This window comes from Verrucomicrobiia bacterium, from assembly GCA_019634635.1.
GTDB lineage: Bacteria > Verrucomicrobiota > Verrucomicrobiia > Limisphaerales > UBA9464 > UBA9464.
The window spans coordinates 58,418-81,304 of sequence record JAHCBB010000007.1; the positions used below are offsets into that span (position 1 = coordinate 58,418).

17 protein-coding genes are annotated in these 22,887 nt (G+C 66.5%); 7 read left to right on the forward strand and 10 right to left on the reverse strand.

Going from position 1 to position 22,887, the window contains the following annotated elements:
• The first annotated feature begins 108 nt into the window (after positions 1 to 108).
• Positions 109 to 525, forward strand: coding sequence for a nucleoside-diphosphate kinase (gene ndk, locus KF791_06590; protein MBX3732246.1), 417 nt, complete (start codon positions 109 to 111; stop codon positions 523 to 525).
• Here ndk and thiD read toward each other — a convergent pair.
• Positions 479 to 1,336 (reverse strand): bifunctional hydroxymethylpyrimidine kinase/phosphomethylpyrimidine kinase, encoded by an 858-nt coding sequence (gene thiD / locus KF791_06595; protein MBX3732247.1) that lies wholly within the window; start codon positions 1,334 to 1,336, stop codon positions 479 to 481. The two genes, ndk and thiD, sit on opposite strands and share 47 nt — an antisense overlap.
• Before the next feature lie 52 nt (positions 1,337 to 1,388).
• On the reverse strand, positions 1,389 to 4,850 hold the full coding sequence (locus KF791_06600) for a VCBS repeat-containing protein (protein ID MBX3732248.1): 3,462 nt from the start codon (positions 4,848 to 4,850) through the stop codon (positions 1,389 to 1,391).
• Between the two features lie 242 nt (positions 4,851 to 5,092).
• Between KF791_06600 and KF791_06605 the strand changes: the two genes are divergently transcribed.
• A complete protein-coding gene (locus KF791_06605; protein ID MBX3732249.1) occupies positions 5,093 to 6,391 on the forward strand; it encodes an oligosaccharide repeat unit polymerase in 1,299 nt (432 codons plus the stop codon).
• On the opposite strand, the gene metH is transcribed toward KF791_06605, so the two are convergent.
• Entirely contained in the window at positions 6,388 to 10,248 is a 3,861-nt protein-coding gene (gene metH / locus KF791_06610; GenBank protein ID MBX3732250.1) for a methionine synthase, read from the reverse strand. The two genes, KF791_06605 and metH, sit on opposite strands and share 4 nt — an antisense overlap.
• A gap of 146 nt (positions 10,249 to 10,394) precedes the next feature.
• Between metH and KF791_06615 the strand changes: the two genes are divergently transcribed.
• Both KF791_06615 and KF791_06620 read left to right on the forward strand, forming a co-directional pair.
• Positions 10,395 to 10,868 carry a transposase gene (locus tag KF791_06615; GenBank protein ID MBX3732251.1) on the forward strand — a complete coding sequence of 158 codons (474 nt, stop codon included), beginning with the start codon at positions 10,395 to 10,397 and terminating at the stop codon, positions 10,866 to 10,868.
• A gap of 91 nt (positions 10,869 to 10,959) precedes the next feature.
• The gene (locus KF791_06620; GenBank protein ID MBX3732252.1) at positions 10,960 to 11,592 is read left to right on the forward strand and encodes a LysM peptidoglycan-binding domain-containing protein; all 633 of its coding nucleotides are present in this window, start codon (positions 10,960 to 10,962) and stop codon (positions 11,590 to 11,592) included.
• Positions 11,593 to 11,623: 31 nt separating this feature from the next.
• Here KF791_06620 and KF791_06625 read toward each other — a convergent pair whose 3' ends face one another.
• Positions 11,624 to 12,319, reverse strand: coding sequence for an RDD family protein (locus KF791_06625; protein MBX3732253.1), 696 nt, complete (start codon positions 12,317 to 12,319; stop codon positions 11,624 to 11,626).
• Between the two features lie 151 nt (positions 12,320 to 12,470).
• Here KF791_06625 and KF791_06630 point away from each other — a divergent pair, with 151 nt between their 5' ends.
• Positions 12,471 to 13,220 (forward strand): VTT domain-containing protein, encoded by a 750-nt coding sequence (locus KF791_06630; protein MBX3732254.1) that lies wholly within the window; start codon positions 12,471 to 12,473, stop codon positions 13,218 to 13,220.
• Positions 13,221 to 13,225: 5 nt separating this feature from the next.
• Here KF791_06630 and KF791_06635 read toward each other — a convergent pair whose 3' ends face one another.
• The 4 genes from KF791_06635 to murJ form a co-directional block, all read right to left on the reverse strand.
• A complete protein-coding gene (locus KF791_06635) occupies positions 13,226 to 14,203 on the reverse strand; it encodes an MCE family protein (protein ID MBX3732255.1) in 978 nt (325 codons plus the stop codon).
• A gap of 5 nt (positions 14,204 to 14,208) precedes the next feature.
• Positions 14,209 to 14,967, reverse strand: a complete 759-nt coding sequence (locus KF791_06640; protein MBX3732256.1) for an ATP-binding cassette domain-containing protein — start codon at positions 14,965 to 14,967, stop codon at positions 14,209 to 14,211.
• 18 nt (positions 14,968 to 14,985) lie between these two features.
• Positions 14,986 to 15,759 carry an ABC transporter permease gene (locus KF791_06645; GenBank protein ID MBX3732257.1) on the reverse strand — a complete coding sequence of 258 codons (774 nt, stop codon included), beginning with the start codon at positions 15,757 to 15,759 and terminating at the stop codon, positions 14,986 to 14,988.
• A gap of 85 nt (positions 15,760 to 15,844) precedes the next feature.
• Positions 15,845 to 17,413, reverse strand: coding sequence for a murein biosynthesis integral membrane protein MurJ (gene murJ / locus KF791_06650; protein MBX3732258.1), 1,569 nt, complete (start codon positions 17,411 to 17,413; stop codon positions 15,845 to 15,847).
• 169 nt (positions 17,414 to 17,582) lie between these two features.
• Here murJ and KF791_06655 point away from each other — a divergent pair, with 169 nt between their 5' ends.
• Together KF791_06655 and KF791_06660 are read left to right on the forward strand one after the other, a co-directional pair.
• On the forward strand, positions 17,583 to 19,943 hold the full coding sequence (locus KF791_06655) for a DUF1592 domain-containing protein (GenBank protein MBX3732259.1): 2,361 nt from the start codon (positions 17,583 to 17,585) through the stop codon (positions 19,941 to 19,943).
• Positions 19,944 to 20,003: 60 nt separating this feature from the next.
• A complete protein-coding gene (locus KF791_06660; GenBank protein ID MBX3732260.1) occupies positions 20,004 to 21,350 on the forward strand; it encodes a DUF1552 domain-containing protein in 1,347 nt (448 codons plus the stop codon).
• Positions 21,351 to 21,366: 16 nt separating this feature from the next.
• On the opposite strand, the gene KF791_06665 is transcribed toward KF791_06660, so the two are convergent.
• The gene (locus KF791_06665; GenBank protein ID MBX3732261.1) at positions 21,367 to 21,636 is read right to left on the reverse strand and encodes a zinc-ribbon domain-containing protein; all 270 of its coding nucleotides are present in this window, start codon (positions 21,634 to 21,636) and stop codon (positions 21,367 to 21,369) included.
• Between the two features lies 1 nt (position 21,637).
• Complete coding sequence (locus KF791_06670; protein MBX3732262.1) at positions 21,638 to 22,852, reverse strand: hypothetical protein; 1,215 nt, start codon at positions 22,850 to 22,852, stop codon at positions 21,638 to 21,640.
• Positions 22,853 to 22,887 lie beyond the last annotated feature (35 nt).

The following is a 22,887-nucleotide window of genomic DNA, read 5'->3' on the forward strand; positions in this document are numbered from 1 at the left end:
GTACCGCCCTCGCTCGAATCAACCGGGTTGTCGTCCGCGGGCCGTGGAGCCGACCACGCTTCGCCCCTTTACGTCCCGCCCGTGATCCGGCACAACCGCGGGCCACGCATGGAACGTACGTTGATCCTCTGCAAACCGGACTGCATGGAAAAGAACCTCGCCGGTGAGGTGATCGCCCGATTCGAGAAGGCCGGCCTGCGACTGGTCGCCGCCAAGATGCTCCGGCTGACCCCGGCGGTGCTCGACGAACACTACGCGCACCTCAAGGACAAGTCGTTCTTCCCGGAGATCGTGGCGTTCATGGCCTCGCGTCCCGTCCTGGCCCTGATTCTGGAGGGCGACCACGCCATCACGCGGGTCCGGGATCTCCTGGGCCCGACCGACTCCCGAAAGGCGCCCCCCGGCACCATCCGCGGGGACCTCGGCACCACCAATATGCTCAACATCGCACATGCCTCGGACTCTACGGACAATGCGGTCATCGAGATGAGGCGGTTCTTCCGACCCGACGAGATTCCGTCTTGAGCCATCCCGGCGGCTCCCCGGTCCAGAACGGATTCAGGGTGGTGTGGGCCGCCACGCGGACACTTTGGGCAATGGCCTGGGTGATGTGGTTCTTGGCCATCTCGACCGCCGCGGGCAACGGCAGACCAAGGGCCAGGTAGCCGGCGATGGCGGCGGAATACGTGCAACCGGTTCCGTGGGTGGCCACGCGCCGGACGAACGGCGCGGCAAGCACCAGCTCGACGGTGCCGTCGAAATACACGTCCGTCGCCTGTGCCAGCTCGCGCAGATGCCCTCCCTTGACCAGGGCGGCACAGCCGAAGCGCCGATGCAATGCCCGGGCGGCGTCCCGCAGATCTTCCAGGCCCCGCAGTCGGCGTCCGGTCAACAGGGTGGTTTCGTCCGCATTCGGAGTCATCAGGCAGGCCAGCGGCAGCAACCGCGCGGTCAAGGCCCGGACGGCCGAAGGCTGCAGCAGCCGGGCGCCGCTGGTGGCGACCATCACGGGATCCACCACCAATGGCGGTCGCCCCGGCTGATCGAACCATCGGGCGACCTCGGCGATGATGGACGCGCTGTACAGCATGCCGGTCTTCACCGCCCGCGGCGGCAGCTCGATGGTCACGGCCTCAAGTTGCTGGCGCACAAACCGCGCCGGCGGCGCGTGAACTGCGGTCACCGCCCCGGGATTCTGCGCCGTCAGACAGGTCACTGCCGTGGTGCCGTGAACTCCGAGAGCCGCCCACGTCTTCAGATCCGCCTGCAGGCCGGCGCCTCCCCCGGAGTCGGATCCGGCAATGGTCAACGCCACCGGCTGGGTCGCTCGCTGCATGGGCGGAGTTCACCAGAACCCATCGCCAGAGGGCAGCCCGGAGACGGATGGATCACCGAGTCACATTGCGCAACAAGACGACCGGACCACCGTGAACTCCCACCACCAGGTCGGGGCGGCCGTCGCCGTCAAGATCACCGGTCAGGACGGCTCGTTGCTCCCCCAGGAGACGGGCACCCGCCGCAGCCGACGAAACCGCACGCAGGCGCCCTTCCCCTTGGGCCAGTAGGAAGACCCCTTCCCCGGCGTCATCACGGGTGCCGCCAAAGCCCTGTCCGAAAAAACCCTGAGCCCCGTAAAGATCCATCCGCCCATCGCCGTCAAAGTCGGCGGCGGCCAGGGCGAAAATAGGACCGAGCTGGGCCTCCCCGGGAAACGGCACAAGCTCGAAATGGTCACCCCGGTTCAGAAGCAGCACGGAAGCCAGCCAGCGGCATTCGCGCTGGCGGACGTGATCCATCCGATCCCCAAGAATTCCGGCCATTGAGGCGGTGGCGAACGCCCGATGGGTCGGAAACTGCTCCAGCAGCCACGGCAGATGCGGTCCGAGTCGAGTTCTGCTGCGCACCGGGCGCACCACGCCATCGGCATCGGTATAGGCCTCAAGACATTCACCACCAGGTCCTGAAGGCTCCAGGTTCCAGTAGATCGCCAGGGGTCGCACGGGACCGCCCGCCACCGGGGCGGTCCCGGTGTAAAGGGCCTCGGCAGAGTTCAAGCCCCAGTTGCCCAGGGCAAGATCCGGAACCCCGTCGCCGTCGAAATCTCCGGAAGTCACGCATTGCCACCATCCCGTCAACGCGGCCAGCGATGTGAGGGCCCCGCCGTCCGCACCGCGGACCCCCAGATTCCAGACCACCCAACCGGACGCCTCCTGCCGAAGAACGAGGGGTGCCCCCCACTCGATGGCCACCACCAACTCTTCGCGGCCGTCCCCATCGAGATCCACAAACTGCGCCGCTCGGGCCATCCCAAGCTCGAGTGGGGTGCTGAACTCGGCGCCGGCATCGGCGTCAATCCGTCGGACCTCGCTCAGGGCGCTTTCCGGATATCGGCCGGGCACCGGCCCACCCCCGATAAACAGCCATCGGCCCCCGGCTGTTGGACGCGACACCGCCAGCACGACGGGCACGGTGACCGGCGTGGGCATGGCCTCGCGCCCGCCGGTTCCCGGATCCAAAAGGACCAATGACCCGCGTGGCGGCCCCCCTCCGGGTCGGGCCGCTTCCGCCACCCACAGGCGGCCGTCCACCGGAAGCACGGCTGCGGAGGGACCCGGGTGATTGAACTCCCGGACCGCGGAAAGGTGTATTCCCGTGAGCGAGACCTCGCGGACCGGCTGGCCGCTGGCACCCCCGATCCAGAAGGATGCCCGCCCCTCCGCCGGCGCCTGGTTCCATGCCAGCACCGGGGTGCGCGTGGTCTGACGCCGTGGCAGCAGTGGCTGAAGGGCGAACTCATCCTCAACCGGCGCCGCGCTCGACACCGGCATCGGTAATGCCTGAAATCGAAGCCCGACTTCCGGGGCGGGCGGTGCCCCCGGCATCGCTCCGACCGATTCCCCGGGTTCCACCAGATCGCACCGCTGTCCCGCCTCCAATTCGCGCACCACCGATCTGCCCCCCGAGGGCCACCAAACCTCGAGGACGCCGCGACCGGGTCCCGGACAGGCAAACGTGCGCTCCGGGGCGTCCGATGAAAGGTAGCGGCCCCCGCCAAAAACCTGCGCCGTTTGCGGTTGAAGGCGGAGCGCCGACTCCGGGTCCGGTCCCCAGCCAAATCGCAACCGGGCGCCCACCGCCCCGGTATTGGGCGGCCGGCCTCTCAGGCGGACTTGCAGTCGCGGCCCGGGGGCTTCGTTCCGGTAGATTCCCGCCGTCTCGCCCAGATGGTTCACCACCACATCGAGATCGCCGTCGCCATCGAGATCCCCAAGCGCCATGCCATGGCTCACTCCGAGAAACTCAAAGCCCCACACCCCCCCCACCTCCTCGAAGACGGGAACGTCGCCTGGTCCGCTCACGCCGCGATTGCGGAAGGCTTGCAGGCGGACCTCCTGCCGCGGGAACTTCAGACGCTCCCGGAAAATCTGAGCGTCGGTGCGCAGCCCGGTGCGGCGAAACGTCTTCAGCTGCTCCGCCACGTCGAGATCCCGGGAGCCGCGCTCCTGCCCGGCGGTCACCAGCAGGTCGGGCCAGCCGTCCAGATCCACATCCAGAAACGCCGGTGTCCAGGACCAGTCCGTCGCCAACAGGCCGGCAAACGCCGCCACCTCGGCAAACGAGCCGTCGGGACGCTGCAGGAACAGGGTGTTGGCATCCGTCTGCGGACGCTCCAGCGGGTCGGCCATGGCCACCGGCACGGTCGGCGTGCCATCCAGCATCGTCAGTCGGCGCACCGGATCCGGACTGAGCATGTCGAGAACCAGAAAATCCGGGAGCCCATCCCGGTTGACATCGGCGAAGTCCACCCCCATCGAGAACAGGCTCGTATGCCGAAGCGCCGCCCGCGGAATCATCCGGAACCGCACCGTGCCCGGGGAACTCTCATTGATCCAAAACCGGTCCGGGGACTGGAAGTCATTGCAGACGTAGAGGTCTGGACGTCCGTCGCCATTCACGTCGCAAAACTGCGCCGCGAGCCCCCAGTCACGGGGCGGTTCCGTCAGCGGGCGGCCCGCCTCGTCCAGAAAGGCGCCGCCGGTCCAGGGCACCTCAACGAAATTGGTGCCTCCCAGATTGCGGTACAGCACGTCCACCTCGCCCAGTTCGTCAATGCCCCCGGCGGCGTTGATGACAAACCGGTTGGTCAGGTCGGGCGCTGTCGTCGGCCGGCCGTCGAGCGTGGCAACCGAACGCGAAGCCCCCGATCCCGAAAACGTCGCGCGCGCGCCCGGCATGTCCATCAATGCATGCTGCCGGTAATTGCACACGTACAGGTCCACCCAGCCATCCCCGTCCACATCCGCCAGCGCCAGCGAATGGCCGCCACGGGCGGACACCTGCCGAAAACCCAGGCGACGAAACGTTCCGCGTCCGTCGTTCACCAGCACCCGCACTCCGTGACCATGGGAATTCAGGACGAGGTCCACCGCCCCGTCGCCGGTGAGGTCGGTGAAGGCGGCCGCCGTGACGTCCGCTGCCAGGGCATCGCCGGCGCCAGCGAAGGCCGTCGCGGTGATGTCGCGAAACGTCCAGCCGCCGTCATTGCGCCACAACTGGCTGCCCCCGTCGGTGGCGGCGAGGAACATGTCGGGACGCCCGTCGCCGTCCACATCCCCAAGCGCCACCCCGGCGCCATCCAGAAGCATCTGATTGGTCAGATGCCGGGAGACGGGGATCCGATGCGCAAACGTGATTCCGGTCTGTGCGGGATCGAGGCGGTGAAATCCGGCGCGTTGGGACGCCGGTTCCGGGGCCGATAGGCGTGTCAGGGTCGCGCCGCGCAAGCCCAGCGTCCCGGCAACCAGCGCCGCCGCCGCCACCACCCACCCGCCCGCCCACTGTCGGTTCATCCCCATGCGGTGTGCCGACCATGCGGAGCGTCGGCGGTTGTGGCAAGGCACCCGGGCGGATCCGCCGGTCCCATCCCCGGCTCCGAAGCCGTTACGGACCGCGACGCCCCCATCGCGGGGTCCTGTCCCGTCGCCTCCCCGAATGCCTGCGAATCCGGGCGGGAGATCGGTGCGGATCCCGGGTCCCCGGCAGGGGCTCCAATTTTCTGGTCCGTACGCGGAGCCCCCGGCAGGATGCCGTTGTGTTTGCGCTCATGCAGCGGCGGCCGGCTCTCACGCTGATGCTGGCGTCCTGGTTCCTGCCGATCCTGGTGGTCCTGTTGGCGGATCCCCCGCTGGACAAGGCGATTTCGGCGGGAACCTGGGTGCTGATCGCGACCTGCATCGCCGCGGCGACGCTTGGGTTGCTGGTCACACCCCGCCCCCTCGTGGACCCACCCCGTCCTGCAAGCATCCTGCTGGTCCTTGGCCTTGCCGCATTCGGGGCGGCCGCGGGATTCCTGTTCTGGATCCTGACCCGGAACACGTCGTACTCGCTGGAAGAGGTCCGCAACCTGCTGCACGAGAAGGCGATTACCATGACCCGCCTTCAGGGCTACCTGTTCCACGCCGGGGGCGCGAGTTCCCTCATCGCGATCGTCTTGGCGGCCCAGACGCGACGACCCCTGCTGTGGATCGCCATCGCGGTGGTGGCGGCCATCGTGGGATGGGCGGGATTCATGATCAACTTCGGTGCCCGCGTCTATGCGATGATCGCCATCGCGCTCGGGATGTGCGGCGTGCTGACCCGGTTTCCCCGTCAGATTTTCTCCCTGCGCGGACTGGTGCTGGGCACGGCGTTTCTGATTCCCCTCTACGTGGTCAACGTGTTGTTCGTCGAGAAGCGAATGGAGAGCAATTTTGCGAATCCGGTCTTCGGGGAATCCATCGCGGCCAAGGCCTCGACACTGATCCGGGTTCAGGATGGCGGCATCGCCGGACATCCGTTTGTCGTCTCGGCGGCATGGCTCCTTCTGCAGTTTTCCAGCGATCCGGTTTACTATCTGGATTACTACCGGGGGCTGAACTTCCCCCACCACTACGGCCTCTACCAGTTTTCGCTCATTGCCCAGCGCATTCCCGACTACGACTGGCAGGAGAAGCGCGATCAGATTGACATCATGTACGAGGCGATCGGCACCTACACCAACGTCTGGGGCACGTCCATCCGGGATGCCGCGATTGACTTTGGCGAAATCGGCGCGGTTGTGATGTTCTTCGTCATGGGGTGGGCGACCGGATGGATGGGAGCGACCACCACGTTGGGCGGGCGGTCCCTGCATCTGTGCCTGATGATGTGGCTGTTTTACAGTCCCTACAACAGCCCGATCACCATGCGCCCCTACCAACTGAGCCTCTTTGTCCTGCTGGCCTGGCACATCGTGGAAGCCCACCGGCACCGATTCCTGGAGGCCGGTGCGGGGGAACGCCCGGGCCGGCCATCGGCGCTTCCAGACGGCACCCCCGCCGAAGCGTCGTCCGCGGCCTCCCGGACCGCTTAGCCGGCTTCCGACGTTGGAGCCCCTTGCGGACGGGTCCCGGGTTCGTTCATGGGCGGGGGCGCCCCGGCCACGGCGGGTTCGTAGTTGAGCCAGGGACCCAGCCAGCGCTCCATGTCCGCCAGCGGACGCCCCTTGCGGTTCGCCAAATCTGCCACCTGATCGCGATCCAGTTTTCCCACGGCGAAGTATTTCGCTTCGGGATGGGCGAAATAGAGGCCACTGACACTGCTGCCCGGCCACATCGCGAAGTTCTCGGTGAGTCGGATTCCGGTGTGCCGCTCCACGTCGAGCAATTCCCAGAGGATCCCCTTTTCGGTGTGATCCGGGCACGCCGGATAGCCCGGTGCCGGGCGGATACCCCGATACTTCTCTTCGATCAGATCCTCGGGCGTCAGGTTTTCCTCCCGCCCGAAACCCCATGCCTCGCGAACCCTGCGGTGGAGATATTCGGCAAACGCCTCGGCGAGCCGGTCGGCAAGGGCCTCCGCCATGATGGCGTTGAAGTCGTCGTGCTCGGCTCGGAACCGCTTCACCAGCGCCTCAAGCCCCTCGCCAACGGTCACGGCAAAGGCACCCAGATGATCCGCTGCAGGCCTCGGGGCCACATAATCCGCCAGGGACCAGTTCGGGGAGTTGTCCCCCTTCTCCATCTGCTGCCGGAGAAAATGAAACCGGGTCAACACCTGCGCCCGCGAGTCGTCCGTATAGAGCTCGACGTCCTCCCCGGTCCGGTTGGCGGGGAAGATCCCGAAGACGCCCCGGGCACGCAGCTGCCTTCCGGCAATGATCTCGTCCAGCAGCGTCTGCGCCGACGCAAAAAGCCGCGTGGCCTCGGCCCCGTACTTCGCGTTGGTCAGGATGGCGGGATGGCGTCCGCGCAGTTCCCAGGTATGAAAGAACGGGGACCAGTCTATGTAGGGCCGGAGCACTTCGAGCGGAAGGTCGTTGACAACCTGGATGCCGGGACATTCCGGCTGCGGCAGGTCGTCAAATCGGAGCCGTGCCGCGTTGGCGCGCGCCTGTCCGATGGTCTTGAGTTTCTGCACCTGTCCGGAATGCGCGGCACGGGCCCGCTCGTAGTCGGCGCGCAAGCGCTCGACGAATCCGGGTTTCTGGTCCGGGGACAGCAGGCTGCTGACCACCGGAACGGCGCGCGAGGCGTCGAGGACATGCACGACGGGCTCGCTGTAGCCCGGGGCGATCTTGACGGCCGTGTGGGCCCGGCTGGTGGTCGCGCCGCCGATCAACAACGGCACTTTGAACCCGGTCCGCTCCATCTCGCGGGCAACGTGCTGCATCTCGTCGAGCGACGGCGTGATCAGGCCGCTGAGTCCGATGACATCCACCCGGTGCTCCTGTGCCGCCGCCAGGATCTTCTCGCAGGACACCATGACGCCCAGGTCAATGACCTCGAAGTTGTTGCAGCCAAGCACCACCCCGACAATGTTCTTGCCGATGTCGTGGACATCACCCTTCACGGTGGCCATGAGGACGCGTCCCTGGGCGCGCGTGGCGCGGCCGGCCGCCGCTTCGGCGGCTTTTTCCGCCTCCATGAACGGGGTGAGATAGGCAACGGCCTTCTTCATCACGCGCGCCGATTTCACCACCTGTGGCAGAAACATCTTGCCTGCGCCGAACAGGTCCCCGACGACGTTCATCCCGTCCATGAGCGGGCCTTCGATCACCTTGAGGGGTTGCCCCAGCTTTTGTCGTGCCTCCTCGACATCCTCGTTGACGAACGCGTCGAGGCCCTTCACCAGCGAGTGCTTCAGGCGCTCCTCGACCGGCGCACTGCGCCATGCCTCATCGGCACGGGATTCGGCGGTGATGCCCGAGTTCCGTCGCTTGACCTCATCGCCGTAGGCGACCAGCCGCTCGGTGGCGTCGGGACGACGGTTGAGGAGCACGTCCTCGACGCGGGTCAGCAGCGCGTCCGGGATCTCTTCGTACACCTCCAGCAGGCCGGCGTTGACGATCCCCATGTCCAGGCCGGCGCGGATCGCGTGATACAGGAACGCGCTGTGCATGGCCTCGCGGACCTGGTTGTTGCCCCGGAAACTGAAGCTGATATTGGAAATGCCACCACTGACTTTGGCGAGCGGGAGGTGCTCTTTGATCCAGCGGGTGGCTTCGATAAAATCAACCGCGTACGGGTTGTGCTCCTCGATCCCGGTGGCCACGGTGAGAACGTTGGGATCAAAGATGATGTCTTCCGCCGGGAATCCCGCCTGATGCACCAGCAGGTCGTAGGTGCGCCGACAGATCGCGGTTTTTCGCTCAAGGGTGTCGGCCTGCCCCTGCTCGTCGAAGGCCATCACCACCACGGCGGCGCCATAACGGCGGACCCGGCGGGCCTGCTCCAGGAACCGTGCCTCGCCCTCCTTGAGGGAGATGGAATTGACGATGCCCTTGCCCTGGAGGCAGCGGAGTCCCGCCTCGATCACCGACCACTTGGACGAGTCCACCATGATCGGGACGCGCGCAATATCCGGCTCGGCCGCAACCAGATTGAGAAAGCGGGTCATGGCGGCGGCACCGTCGAGCATCCCCTCGTCCATGTTCACATCAATGATCTGGGCGCCGGTTTCGACCTGTTGCTTGCAGATGGCGAGGGCGTCTTCAAACTGCCCGGCAAGGATCAGCTTCGCGAACTTCGGTGATCCGGTGACGTTGGCCCGCTCGCCGATGTTGATGAAATTCGTCTCCGGAGTCTGGGTGAAGGCCTCCATTCCCGAAAGGCGGAGCCGCTTGGGCAGCGACGGGGCGACGCGGGGTGCCAGACCCCGCACCGCGTCGGCGATGGCCCGGATGTGTTGGGGCGTGGTGCCGCAGCACCCGCCGACAATGTTCAGCCAGCCCGCTTCAGCCCACGGGCGGATCTGGGGTGCCAGGGACTCGGGGGTTTCCGGGAACCCCGTGGGCGACAGCGGATCCGGGAGTCCGGCATTGGGGTAGACGCAGATCGCCGTATCGGCGATGCGGTGGAGTTCCTCGACGTAGGCCCGCATCTCCTTCGGCCCAAGGGCGCAATTGAACCCGATGGTCACCGGCTGCGCGTGGCGAACGGAATGCCAGAAAGCCTCCACCGTCTGGCCGGTCAGGGTGCGGCCGGAGAGGTCCGTGATGGTCCCCGAGATCATCACCGGCAGACGAAACCCCCGGGTCTCGAAGACCTCTTCAAGCGTGAACAACGCCGCCTTCGCGTTGAGCGTGTCAAAGATGGTCTCGACCAACAGCACGTCCACACCGCCGTCCAGCAACGCCTCAATCTGCTCCCGATACGCGACGCAGAGCTGGGAAAACGTAACCGCGCGAAATCCCGGGTCGTTGACATCCGGCGAGAGCGAGGTGGTGACAGGCAGGGGCCCGATCGCCCCGGCGACGAACCGCGGGGTTCCGGTCGCCGCGGCCACTTCATCGGCCGCCTCACGGGCAAGCCTGGCTCCGGCCAGGTTCATCTCCCTCGCAAGACCCGCCAGGAACGGATCACGGATGACGTCGTCAAAAAACGCCGGATCCTTGCGGCCCTCCGGATCCCGGAAAAAGAAATCGTGCTGGCCGATCGTCGTGGCGCCGAAGGTGTTCGTTTCGATGAGGTCGGCACCCGCTTCAAGGTACTGCCGGTGAATCTCACGGATCACCTGCGGCTGGGTGATCTGAAGCAGTTCGTTGTCGCCCTTGAGATCTTTGCCCTTCCACCCGGCAAACCGCTCGCCGCGGAACTGGGCCTCCCCCAGCCGATAGCGCTGGATCACCGTCCCCATCGCCCCGTCAATCAAGACAATACGCTGTGCCATCAAGGGGATCAGGCCCCCGCCCCGCGCATAGGAGACTGCCCCAAGATCGCCGCTGACCATGACCTCAGCGTATCGCTCACCCACTGGAGCTCAAGTTTCAAATCAACGCATCTGGATGCGGTGATATCTATCCAGGATCAACTTGGCGGGAAGAAGTCACCCCGGTGTCACGGATCTGTCACAAGGAGGGTGGCAGGATCACTTCCATGAGATCGCTTCGGTCAGACGCTGCGGATGCGTTACCCAGGTTCCCGCCCGATCTCGCGGAAACGGTGGGGGCGGTCCGGCTGATGCAGCTCGCCCTGGAGGCCGTCGCGGCCGAGGAGATCCAGGCGCGTGAATTTCGTGGCGCGGATGGAACTCCCGCCTGCTCCTACCGCATGCTGGCGACGCTGATGAGTTACGCCTACGCCCGGGGACTGCTGAGCTCCGAGGACATTGAGAATCAGGTCAGGACGGATGCGGATCTTCGCTACCTCTGTGCCCGCGAGTTGCCGGATGCGCAGGCGCTCCGGCAGTTCCGCCGGCGGGAATGGGCCTGCCTGAACCGTGTGCTCGTCCGTCTCCTTGCCTCCGCGGCCGCACAGGGAGCATCCAATCCGCCGAGGGATCCCGAGGGCGAGGCGGCGGGGCGCATGGAGCGGGCGGCGGCGGCCGACAGCCTGGCGCTCGACTATTGAGCATTGAGCAGGCGCCTCGCGGGGCTCGAGGTGGGGCGCCGTCCCGACAAACGCTTGATGGGAACCGGGGCCGTTCCTAGGTTGGCTCCGGATGAAAAGAACTGCCGCAGTCACCCTCGTTGCCACCGCGCTCCTTCTTTTCATTCCGGCCCGCGCACAGGTGGATGCCGAGGATCTCCGACGCCTCAACGGGACCGTGGAGGCGCTGACGGAGGGACAGGAAAGCCTTCGCCGACAGATCCAGGAACTACGGGAGCAGTTGGAGCGCGTCCGGTCGGAAAACGCCCAGCTTCGCGTCGAGCTGGCGGGACAGCGTGACCAGGTAACCCGCGACCAGCTCAAGCAGGTGGTGGACCAGCTTCAGGAAGTGGACCGCCGTCGTGCCGCGGATGCCGAGTACGTCAAGACCCAGCTCGCAGACATTGCCCGCGAAGCCAGCAAGGCGGTCGCGGCGGCCGCCAAGGAGCCGCCGAGAACCCGTCCCGGAACGCGCCCCGGCGATTCCGTTTCCTCACAGGGCCCGTCCTCCGAGCTGCGGCTTCCCGAATACATGTACGAGCACGTTGTGCGCCCGGGCGAAACGGTGAGCACCATCATCGCGGCCTACAATCAGGCGAAGGGGCTGAAGGTCACCCTGGCCCACGTGCTGGCCGCCAACCCGGAGCTCAAGGATCCAAAACGACTCCGGGCGGGACAAAAACTGAACATCCCCGAAGTCCGGTGATCGTCGTGCCCGGGAAATTCCGTTCCTGGCGTCAGCGCACCCGCACCACGCGAGTCCGGGCCAGCACGTCGTGAAGTGCCCGTTTTTCGGGGGGTATGGCCGCCAGCAGGTAGCCGATCCCAAAGGAGGCACTGCTCAGGAGGGCGGCGGCGTAGCGGAGACACGCCCGCGGAAACCCCAGTGCGCTGCCATCTTCCCGGACCACCCGCAACCCCAGGATCTGCTTTCCGGGCGTGGCGCCCAGCGCCCCATGAAACCCGGCGAAGTACGCGAGCCCCAGCGGCAGGTGAATCGCCAGAGACACCAGCAGATAGCGGATCATCACCTGCGAGTCCGGGGTCGCCGATTTCCACTGGGCAAAAAACTCGGCCTGAAGGCGGGCCAGTGGTTCCGCCCAAGGCAGGGTGACCAGGCCCGTGATCGTCGTCAGCACCACCCAGTCCACAAGATAGGCGGCGACACGAACCCAGAATCCCGCCGCCACCAGGGCGGCCGCCGGGAGGGGTGGAGCCGGTGCGTCCGATGCCTGCGCGGGCACCGCCGGGGTCTGGAGATCCCACTTCAATTCGTCCCAGCCCCCCGCCGGACGCCACCGCGCCTCATCACTCCGCCAGACCGGCGTGCCATGGGACAAACGGCCCTCCTCGCACCACTGCCGAAGCTCCTCCAGCGTGGCGGGACCATACTCCCGGCCATCACCACCGATCATCTTGTACTGGGTGCCCATCCGTGTGGCGGCTGAATAGGGGGATGTGCCGGGGTCTGCAATGATTTTGGCTCCGGAATGGACGTCGGGTGCCCCCCGGAGCCAACGACTTCGTTCCGCAGGCCGGATTCCGGGTATCGCCTTTGCCCTCCAACAGCGGCACGCTGTCGGCATGCCATCCGAGTCGGGAATCCCTGAGGCCGCCCATGGCAACGCCCGACCGGCGGCGGGCCACCACCTGGTGTTGGGCCTTGTCCTCCTGGCGTTGGCCGCCTGGTTTGGAACGCGCTTTGGCCACCAATTGCCGGCGCTCGAGTCCTGGGTGGCTCAACAAGGAGCCCTGGGATGGCTGATCTTCGTCGCGGCCGCCATCGTCGGCACCTCCCTCTTCATTCCCGACACCGTCTTCGCCGTGGCGGCAGGGGCGCTCTTCGGGTTCGCAGGGGGGGCGGCGCTGATGACCACTGCGGTGTTGCTGACGGCGACGCTGAACTTCACCCTCGCCAGACGATGGCTGCGCGGCCCGGTCCGACGCTGGATCGAACATCAACCGCGCCTCGCGGCCGTAGAGCGCGCCGTCGGTCGCGAGGGCCTCCGCTTCCTGTTCCTGCTGCGACTGACCCCGCTGAGCCCGGTCGCGGTCAGCTATTTGCTGGGAACCACGTCCACGCGCTTCGGACCGTTCCTCGCCACCAGCCTCGGCATCCTTCCAACCCTGTGGGTCGAGGTCTATCTGGGCCACGTGGCCGGACACATCGTCCGGGTTGCCGCGAACCCGGGGGCCCATCGGCACCTCCACACCCTCCTGACCGTTTCCGGGCTGGTCGTCGCCGTTCTATTCCTCGCCTACGTCACCCGGATCGCGCGGAAGGCAATCGCCGAAGCCGAGGCGGCCATACCCGCAGAACCCGCCGGGCGCTGAGGGAATCAACGCCGCGGCGCCAGCGGATCACGGCCCATCATGCGGACACGATTGGTCGGGACTTCGCGCGGCGGGCGGGGTTTGTGAAGGATTCCAAATCGCGCGATGTTGCTGGAGACAATTGCGAGGTTGGTCAACGCGCTGCCCAACTGGAGCCGCAGGTCCTCGTCGCTGAGCAACGCCCCCGCGACACCGCGGCCCTGCCGAAGGTCGGTCGTGATCGCCTTGAGATCGGCAGTCGCCGCGCCCGCGGTGGATACGAGGGACTGCAACGCCGGACGCTGTTCGGTCACAAAGGCGTCCAGCTGGTCCGTCGTCCCCTTCAGGGTGCCTGAAATCACCGCCAGATTGCTGAGCGCCCCGGACACCACCGGTGCGTTGGTGCGGATCAGTCCCCGGGCGTCGGACAGGGTCAGCACCGCCTCTTCCGTCGCACGGCGCAGGTTCTCCGCCGAAGCCGTCAGGTTGGTCAGGGCCTCCGGAGTGATCAGTTGCTCGTCCAGACGCCTGGCAGCCCCATTGATGCGGTCCAGTGCCAGGTCGAGCTTCCCGAGCAGCGTGGTCGCCGACCGTGCGGTTTCCTGGAGATCAAAGGGGCGCTCCGCCTCGATCGCCTCCGCATCGGCAAGGAATGGGGCGTCTTCACCCTGCGGCACGATGGCAATGTACTGGTCACCCAGGAACCCGGACTGGGCGATGGATACCCGGGCGTCCCGGCGGATCGGATACCGGCTGAGAATCCGCGCCGAAATGGCCACCGCACGCCGGTCTTCGGTCAGCTCGATCCGGGTCACGCTGCCCACCGGCACCCCGGAAATCGCCACCGGAGCCCCGACCTTCAATCCGCCCACCTCGACACTCAGCACGCGGATCGTGTACGTCCGGGCAAACAGCCCCCGGCCCTTGCTGAAGTTGAGGATCATCCCCGCGATGATCGCGAGGGTCACGAACACGAAGATACCGACTTTTCGGGCGGAGGACATGAAACTCAGGATCGGACCGGCAGGGCCGGCGCGGGTTCGGTGGCAATGCCATTGACGAAATTGAAAACGACCGGGTCCCCGGAGCCGAGGATGTCGGCCGTGGGTCCGTCGGCGTGAATGACCCCGTCGTGCAGCATGAGGATGCGATCGCTGATCCTCCGGGCCGACGCCATGTCATGGGTGACTGCGATGCTCGTCACTCCGAGCTGGCTCCAGACCCGCCGGATGACGGCATCAATCCGGGCGCCCGCGATCGGATCGAGCCCGGTGGTGGGCTCGTCGTACAGGAGGATCTGCGGCCGGTACACGATGGCCCGGGCGAGACCGACCCGCTTCCGCATGCCGCCGGAAAGCTCCGCGGGCTTCTTGTCCTCGGTTCCGGGGAGCTCGACCATCTCGAGCGCTTCCGCCACCAATCGCCGCACCTCGCCCGCGGTGTGACGTCCTTCGCGCCTCAGGACAAATCCCACGTTCTCCAGCACGTTCAACGAATCAAACAGGGCCGCCCCCTGAAACAACATTCCAAACTTTCGTCGCACCGGAAGCAGCGCCCGTTCGTCGAGTGAGCAGAGGTTGGTGCCGTCCACCACCACGCGTCCCCGGTCGGGCTGCAACAGCGCCACCAGATGCTTGAGCAGCACGCTCTTCCCGCCGCCGCTCCGCCCGATGATCACCACGGACTCCCCACGTTCCACCCGCAGCGAAACCCCGCGGAGCACGGAGGTGTCCCCAAACCCCTTCCAGACTTCCAGGACCTCAATCATGCGCGGGCTGGATCCGGCTCAAACGAGCAGCCGGGTGAGCAGCAGGGTGAGGAAGAAGTTGCTGACCAGGATGGTGATGCTGGCGGCGACGACCGCCTCGGTGGTGGCCCGGCCAACACCCTCGGCGCCCTGCGGACACGTCAGGCCCCGGTGGCAACAGATCAGGGCGATGGCCAGCCCGAAGAGCACCGCCTTGATGAGCCCCATGACGATATCGGAAGGGGCGGTGTAGCGGTTGATGTAGGCGAGATAGTACGCACCCTCGATGCCCAGCAGTTTGACCCCGACCAGGTAGCTGGCGGCGATGCCAACCAGCACCGCCTCCGCGGTGAGCAGCGGCGCCGCAACCGTCAGGGCCAGCAGTCTGGGCACGACCAGATAGTCCACCGGATGGGTGGCGAGGGTGCGGAGCGCATCAATCTGCTCGGTGACCCGCATGGTGCCCAGTTCAGCCGCCATCGAGGCGCCCACCCGCGCCGTGAGCATCAGGCCCGCCAGCACCGGACCCAGCTCGCTGGCCATGCCGACGCTGACCACCGCACCCGTGGCGGTGTCGAGGCGCACCTTGTGAAACTGAAAGTAGGTCTGCGCCGTGAGCACCATGCCGGTGGCCGCACCCGTGGTCAGCACGACACTCTGGGATTTCACCCCCACCTGGTACAGCTGCTCGATGAAATCCGGCCACGACGGTCGCCGGTGACGCACCGACCGGATCGCCTCGCCCAGCAGCTGGGCAAGCGCTCCCAGGGTGTCGAGCAGCCCGGAGATTCGGTTTTGGAGGACAAGGAACATCCGTGGGCCGGGAGGTTAATGCGCCGGGCCCGAACGCCAATCCCCGAAATGTTCCCGAATTGTTCCTTGGGCCGCCCCGGCGGTTTCAGGGGCGCCGGACTCCCTGGAAGCGGGCCCGCGCGAACGCGAGCAACTCCTCCGCCTGCGGGATCCCCAGCGCCAGCGCCACGCCGAGGTACGCGGCCGAGGCTCCGGCAATGGCGCCAAACACGGTGACGCCCCTGGACAGCCACCCGTTCAACCCGAGCCAGTGTTGAAATCCCGCACAAAGCAACGCCGCCACCCCGGCGGCGGCAGCCGCGGCGGCGAGCAGGGATCCCGGATGCCCCACGGCCTCCCCATATCCGAACCGAGGCAACACCCGCTTCAAGGCGTACATCAGCAGCAGCGTGTTGCAGGCCGCACTCAGCGTGTTGGCAAGCCCCATGCCCGCCTGGTGAAGCCGCGGGATCAGGAATAGCGCAAACACGAGGTTGACGGCGAGGGCGGCAACGCTGATCCGCATCGGCGTCCGGGTGTCGCCCAGTGCATAAAATGCCCGTGCATAAATGCTGTTCAACGAGAAGAACACCAGACCCAGGGCCAGCGACCACAAGGCCTGCGCGGCGAGGCCGGTGTCCGCGGCGGTGAATTTTCCGTGTTCGAACAGCAGCCGGATGATCGGACGCGCCAGGACCAGCAGGATCACGGTCGCCAGGGTATTGATGAACACGAGCTGGCGCAGCCCGTCCCGCAGGGCTGTGCGGAATTCCGGCAGCCGCTTTCCGGCGGCGAGCCCGCTCAACTCGGCGAGCAGATAGGTGGCCAGGGAGACCCCGACGACCCCCTGGGGCAGTTCCATGAGGCGGACGGCATAGTTGAAGGCGGACAAAACGTTCTGCGCCTCGGACACCGCCAGCGTCTGGGTGACCACGACATTGAGCTGGTACGCCGCCACCCCGAGGGTGGCGGGACCCATCCTGCGGGCGACCTCGCGCACGGTGGGGTTTCCGAAAGGGTTGACCCAGGCGAATCGAAACCCGTCGCGATGCAGCATCGGCCACTGGGCCGCCGCCTGCAGAAACCCGGCGATCACCACCCCCACCGCAAGGCCGAAGACCTGCTGCTCCAGCGTCGCGCCGAAACGCGGTGCCAGCAGATACACCGAGGCGATCATCACCACGTTCAGCAGCGCCGCACCCAGCGCCGGCATGAAGTAACGCCCGCGGGCATTGAGCAGTCCGATGAACACCGCCGCAAAGCAGACAAAGCCCACGTACGGAAACATCACCAGCATGAGGCGCGCACTCAGCGCCGCCCGCATCGGGAGGGGTACCCACAGGACGATGCCCGCAAGCCCCCCCATCGCCAGCAGCACGACCGCTCCCAGCAGCAGCCCCAGTGCGCACAGGACCGCGTTCACCGAGCGCCACAGGGCGGCGGCATCCGAACCCTGCTCGCGTTCCTTGAAGACCGGGATGAAGGCGGCGGTCAGGGCTCCCTCGCCCAGAAGCCGGCGCAAGAGGTTCGGCAGCGAATAGGCGTAGTAAAAGGCGTCCGCGACCGGACCGATGCCCATGAACCCGGCGTAAACCGCCTCGCGCAGAAATCCCAGGAACCGGCTGATGAGGGTCGCCGCCCCCGCCGCTCCGGACGATTTCAACATGCGCGACATGAAGCCGGAACCATCCCGGAACTCCGCCGCCCGGTGCAAGCAGCGCCCCGAACCCGCGCTCCCGGAGTCCCCTCCTCCGCGAACAGGCCTCCGCGGTGCGATCACGACGACCGCCGAATTCAGGCCCGCTTCGGTTGCGCGGAACGGTCGGATGAATAATCCATGATCCATGGAGTCCGGACTTCTGGCGCGCATGCGAAACTTCATCCCCAGAGGGTGGCAATGGCTGCCGGTCGCCCTGACGGGCGTGCTGCCGCCGGCCGCCACGGCCGCCGGGGACTTTCAGGAGGTCGCCCTGCCATTCCTTGAGGTGCATTGCCATGACTGCCATGGGGGCCGGAAAACCAAGGCGGACCTCGACCTCAAGCAGATCCGGGACGACCGGCGCATCCTTCCCGAACTCAAGCTGTGGAGGAACGTGCTCCAGCAGGTGACCAGCGGTGAAATGCCGCCGTCCACCGTGGCCGTCCGCCCCACCGCCGGGGAGATCGCCGACTTCAACCGCGCGGTGCTCGACGCCATCGCGGCCGCCGAGTCGAAACTGCCCCCCGATCCGGGACGGGTCACCGCACGCCGGCTCAACCGCACGGAGTACAACAACACGGTGAGGGATCTGCTCGATGTGGACTTTGATGCAGCCGAGAACTTCCCGGCGGACGACATCGGCCACGGATTCGACAACATCGGCGATGTGCTCACCATGTCGCCGGTCCATCTGGAGCGGTATCTGGACGCCGCCGACGGGCTGGTGGAGCGGGCCATCCTGTTGAAGCTGCCCAAGCCCCCCGAGCGGACCACGTTTTCCATCTTCCTGGAACCGGGAGGGTACGGTTCGGAGGACGGCACGCGCCCGGTGACCAACAGCGTTCCGGAGCTGTTTGTCCGCCATACGTTGAAGGAGGCCGGGGCCTACCGGTTCAGGGTCCGCGCCGGGGCCTCCAATGCCCCGCCGGAGCCCCCGGTGCGGATGGCACTGCTGGTGGACGACGCCCCGGTCCTGGAAACAACGGTCACGAACTCGCCGAAGCAATGGCAATGGTTTGAGGTGGAGCTGGAGCTGCCGCCAGGCGAGCACCGGTTCAGCGCCCGATGGGAAAACCGGGACACCAATGTCCTGGGCCAGACGCTGTACATCAATGAGTTCAAAGTCATCGGCCCCGGCGACACACGAACGCCGTTCATGAAGCGCCTTGCCGCGGTCGCCCCGGACCGGCCGGAGGACGAACGCGCGCGGCTCGCCGCGGCGTGGTTGCTCACCCGCGCGTTCCGCCGGACACCGACGGACGAAGAACTGGTCCGCTACGGGCGCGTATTTGATGCAGGCCGCGAAGCGGCCAACGGTCAGTTCGAGGGCGGCCTGCAGGAGCTGGTCCGCGCCGCGCTGGTGTCGCCCAAGTTCCTTTTCCGGGTGGAGCTGGATGACCAGCCTCGCGCCGAGACCCCGCAGCCGCTGGACGCGTTCCACCTCGCATCGCGACTGAGCTACTTCCTGTGGAGCACCATGCCGGATGACGAACTCCTCGACCTGGCAGGCAGAAATGCCCTCGGCGACCAGTTGGAGGCGCAGGTGCGTCGGATGCTCAGGGATCCGAAGTCCGAAGCCCTCGTTCGCAACTTCGGGCTGCAATGGCTCCAGTTGCAGCGCCTGTCCAGCTTCCAGCCCGACAAGAACCTCTTCCCTGATTTCGACGAGCGGCTCCGGCGCGCAATGCTGCGGGAAACTGAGTTGTTTCTTGATGAAATCATCCGCGAGGACCGCAGCCTCCTTGACCTGGTGGATGCGGACTTCACCTACGTCAACCGCGCTCTGGCCCGGCACTACGGCGTGGAATCCCAGGCATTTCCCGAGGGCGGACCGCGGGGCGGTCGGAGACGCTCCGACGAATTCGTCCGGGTAAACCTTCCGGAACGTCAGCGGGGTGGCCTGCTCACCCAGGCCAGCATTCTCACCGCCACCTCAAATCCGACCCGAACATCGCCGGTCAAGCGCGGGAAATGGGTCCTCGAGCAGATTCTCGGCACGCCGCCACCACCACCGCCTCCGGATGTTCCCGAACTGGACGACCAGGAGGAGCTCGCCGGCACGCTCCGCCAGCGGATGGAGCAGCACCGTGCCAATCCGGCGTGTGCCAGCTGCCACCACCAGATGGATGCCCTCGGTTTTGCCCTTGAGAATTTCGACGCCATCGGGCGCTTCCGGCAGGCCGATGCCGACGGCCCCATTGACCCCTCGGGAACGCTGCCTGATGGGAAGTCCTTCCAAGGCGCCGCCGATCTGCGAACGATCCTGAGGGAAAAGCAGGAGCTGGTTGCCCGCAATCTGGCTGAGAAACTGACCACCTATGCCCTGGGCCGCGGCCTGGAGTATTACGACGAGCGCGCTCTGCGAAAGATGCTCGCCGAAGTGGCGGAATCGGACTATCGGTTTTCAGCGCTGGTGATCGCCATCGTGAAGAGCGACCCGTTCCGCCTCCGTCGCGGTCTGGGCGCGGTGACGGGTCCGGCGCCGCCACCGGCAGGTGGTTCCTGAGCGCAGCCCTTGTACGGCACAGGATCAAGACAGACATTTTATCGAACGAAGCACAACGCCATGAGCACCCCGATCACACTGTCCCGTCGCACCTTGCTGCGAGGTCTTGGCACCACGTTGGCCCTCCCGTGGCTCGAAGCCATGGGCCCCCTGACCGCCTGGGGCGACGGCACCGTTCCCTCGGCCCAGGCTGCACCCAACCGCATGGCGTTCCTGTACGTCCCAAACGGCATCAACATGGCGGACTGGAAGCCCTCGGCGGAGGGGGAACTGTCCGCAGAACTCCCGGCCATCCTTCAACCGCTGGCGCCCCACCGTTCGGACTTCTCGGTGCTGACCGGCCTCACGGCCGACAAGGCGCGCGCCAACGGCGATGGGGGCGGAGATCACGCGCGGGCGCTCTCGGCCTTCCTGACCGGAGCCCAGCCCAGGAAAACCGACGGGACCGACATTCGCGCCGGCATTTCGGTGGACCAGGTCGCGGCCGCCCGGCTGGCGGACCGGACCCGGTTGGCCTCCCTCGAAATCGGCACCGAGGCGGGCTCGATGGCTGGCAACTGCGATTCCGGTTACAGCTGCGTTTACTCCTCCACCATGGCGTGGCGGTCCGCCACACAGCCGCTGCCCAAGGAGGTCAATCCGAAGCTCGTCTTCGAACGGCTCTTCAGCTCCGGCTCCCGTGAGGAACGCCTCCGGCGCGATGCCCGTCGCAAGAGCGTGCTGGACCTGGTCCGGGATGATTTCGCCGATCTCAACGGGCGGCTGGGGCGCGGAGACCAGCGCAAACTCGACGAATATTTCACGGCGGTCCGCGACCTGGAATTGCGGATTGAACGGGCGGCCCGGTTCCCGGACCCGACGGTGCCGGAAGGCGTCACCGCCCCCGAGGGCATCCCCGGAAGCTACGAGGAGCACATCCGCCTGATGGCCGACCTGCTGGTGCTCGCATTCCAGACCGACACCACCCGGGTATGCACCTTCGTGCTGGCCAACGAGGGCAGTGGCAAGCCGTATCCGTTCATCGGTGTCAGCGAGGGGCACCACGACCTGTCGCATCACGGCAACAACGCCGAGAAAAAGGAGAAGATCGCAAAGATCAACCGGTTCCATGCCACCCAGCTCGCCTATCTGCTGGACCGGATGAAATCGGTCAGGGAAGGCGACGGGACGCTGCTGGACCACTGCATGATCGCCTACGGCAGCGGCAACTCCGACGGCAACGCCCACAATCACGATGACCTCCCGATCCTCCTCGCGGGACGCGGCTGCGGCACACTGCACCCCGGCCGGCACACGGTCTACCCCGACGAGACCCCGCTGAACAACCTGTGGCTGGCCCTGCTCAATCGCATGGAGATTTCCGTGCACCAGCTCGGGGACAGTACCGGAGAACTGAAGCAGATCTGACCCGGCCTTCCTGGGCTCACCGGCGGAGGAGCCACCAAAGCAGCACCGCGAGGAGCACGACGGCAACCCCCGCCCATGCCGGGTGAGGACCCCGCCGTCCGGAGGTTCCAAATTCCTCCCGACGAAACTCCTCGGCATCGAAGTCATCCTCATCCGGGATCCCGAGGCCCTGCACCACCGCCCGGTCGTTCCACCCGGTGGATTCATCCGCACCGCACTCGGGACACGCCGCCGCACCGGGGGGGACTTCAGCACCGCAGTTGGGGCAGATTTCCGGCGTCTCCATGTCATTGCCCTCCCCGGTGGTCGCCCGGAGTGATTCCACCCCGGAAAAGCCGGAACTCCTCGACCAGAGCAACGACCAATCCACGGAGAATCCCGAGTTCCGTCCGAACCGTCCTCACCACGTCCAAGAATCCGTCATCACGCGCCGCCATCCGCTCGGCCGCCTCGCCGGCGGCTTCCAGGTGCCGCAGGGATCGCTTCAAACAGGCGACGATGAACGGAGGCCCGCACCGGTGCCGTCCGTAGGCCAGGGGGTTCAACGCCCCGGAGAGTCGCGCCCCCGTCAGGTGCAATTGGCAGATCAGGTCGGTTACATCCGGAGCACTTCGGGCCTCCGGTCGCGACCGGTCCACCGCATCCCGTGTGGAGCGTCCGAGTTGCTGGCATCGCAGATAGACCGGATGAACCGCCGTTCCGTTTTCGTCCCGGACCCAGTCCACCCCCTCGGTCGCCGGATCCGGGTGCCCGCAGGCCGCGGGATCCATCCGTTGGATGCCGCCGGTGAGTTCGGTGCCCGCGTCCAAAGCAGTCCAGCCCATCTCACGGGCGATGATGCGCTCGGCATCCGGATGCCCCTCGTACCGGTCCAACAACGCCATCAACTTCTCCGTCCGGGCGTCGGATTCGCGCAGGAACTGCTCGCAATCGAATTCGTCCCAGGAGCCGGTGTCCTTCCCGTCCGGCAGCTTGCCATGCTCCCGCTCCACGGCGTCGGTCAAGGTCCGCAGAAACGACTCCCAGCCCCGCGCCGTCGTCCTCTGACGCTCCCGTTCGTCCCCGGAACTCAGGTGCCATTCGTGTGCAGAAAGCGTGAGCTCGTACTCGGCGCTCTCGACGACCACGCGACCATTCGCCGTCGAGAACCACTCGAGGTAGAGGCAATTGGCCAGGTGCTCGGACGGGGTGATTCCGGATTTCAACAGCTCCATGGCCTCCTCCATGGGCACGTCGAAGACCCGCACCTTTCGCGAGGCGGTCATGTCACCCACCCCGCCCCGCTGGACCGGGGCCAGTCGCCTTCCGGGCCGCAGGGGCACCGTGAGTCCCGGATTCCTGAACCGGAGATGACAGCCCGCGAGGTCGGCGCAGGGGTTGCCCTCCAGTTCCAGGCGAATCGGCGCCGTTTCCCCGTGGAGCCAGAGGGATCCGCGCACGACGCCGCGGGTGCGGCTGTCGAGTTCGCCACGAACCACCGAATCATGGATCCGCCACGCCATGCGCGAAGCAAAACGGCCCCGTCACCCGCAGACAA

Bases quoted from the DNA above. Each gene is read 5' to 3' on its own strand.
- ndk (MBX3732246.1), top strand. From the start codon at position 109: ATGGAACGTACGTTGATCCTCTGCAAACCGGACTGCATGGAAAAGAAC.
- thiD (MBX3732247.1), bottom strand. From the start codon at position 1,336: ATGCAGCGAGCGACCCAGCCGGTGGCGTTGACCATTGCCGGATCCGAC.
- KF791_06600 (MBX3732248.1), bottom strand. From the start codon at position 4,850: ATGAACCGACAGTGGGCGGGCGGGTGGGTGGTGGCGGCGGCGGCGCTG.
- metH (MBX3732250.1), bottom strand. From the start codon at position 10,248: ATGGTCAGCGGCGATCTTGGGGCAGTCTCCTATGCGCGGGGCGGGGGC.
- KF791_06615 (MBX3732251.1), top strand. From the start codon at position 10,395: ATGAGATCGCTTCGGTCAGACGCTGCGGATGCGTTACCCAGGTTCCCG.
- KF791_06620 (MBX3732252.1), top strand. From the start codon at position 10,960: ATGAAAAGAACTGCCGCAGTCACCCTCGTTGCCACCGCGCTCCTTCTT.
- KF791_06625 (MBX3732253.1), bottom strand. From the start codon at position 12,319: ATGGGCACCCAGTACAAGATGATCGGTGGTGATGGCCGGGAGTATGGT.
- KF791_06630 (MBX3732254.1), top strand. From the start codon at position 12,471: ATGCCATCCGAGTCGGGAATCCCTGAGGCCGCCCATGGCAACGCCCGA.
- KF791_06635 (MBX3732255.1), bottom strand. From the start codon at position 14,203: ATGTCCTCCGCCCGAAAAGTCGGTATCTTCGTGTTCGTGACCCTCGCG.
- KF791_06640 (MBX3732256.1), bottom strand. From the start codon at position 14,967: ATGATTGAGGTCCTGGAAGTCTGGAAGGGGTTTGGGGACACCTCCGTG.
- KF791_06645 (MBX3732257.1), bottom strand. From the start codon at position 15,759: ATGTTCCTTGTCCTCCAAAACCGAATCTCCGGGCTGCTCGACACCCTG.
- murJ (MBX3732258.1), bottom strand. From the start codon at position 17,413: ATGTCGCGCATGTTGAAATCGTCCGGAGCGGCGGGGGCGGCGACCCTC.
- KF791_06655 (MBX3732259.1), top strand. From the start codon at position 17,583: ATGGAGTCCGGACTTCTGGCGCGCATGCGAAACTTCATCCCCAGAGGG.
- KF791_06660 (MBX3732260.1), top strand. From the start codon at position 20,004: ATGAGCACCCCGATCACACTGTCCCGTCGCACCTTGCTGCGAGGTCTT.
- KF791_06665 (MBX3732261.1), bottom strand. From the start codon at position 21,636: ATGGAGACGCCGGAAATCTGCCCCAACTGCGGTGCTGAAGTCCCCCCC.
- KF791_06670 (MBX3732262.1), bottom strand. From the start codon at position 22,852: ATGGCGTGGCGGATCCATGATTCGGTGGTTCGTGGCGAACTCGACAGC.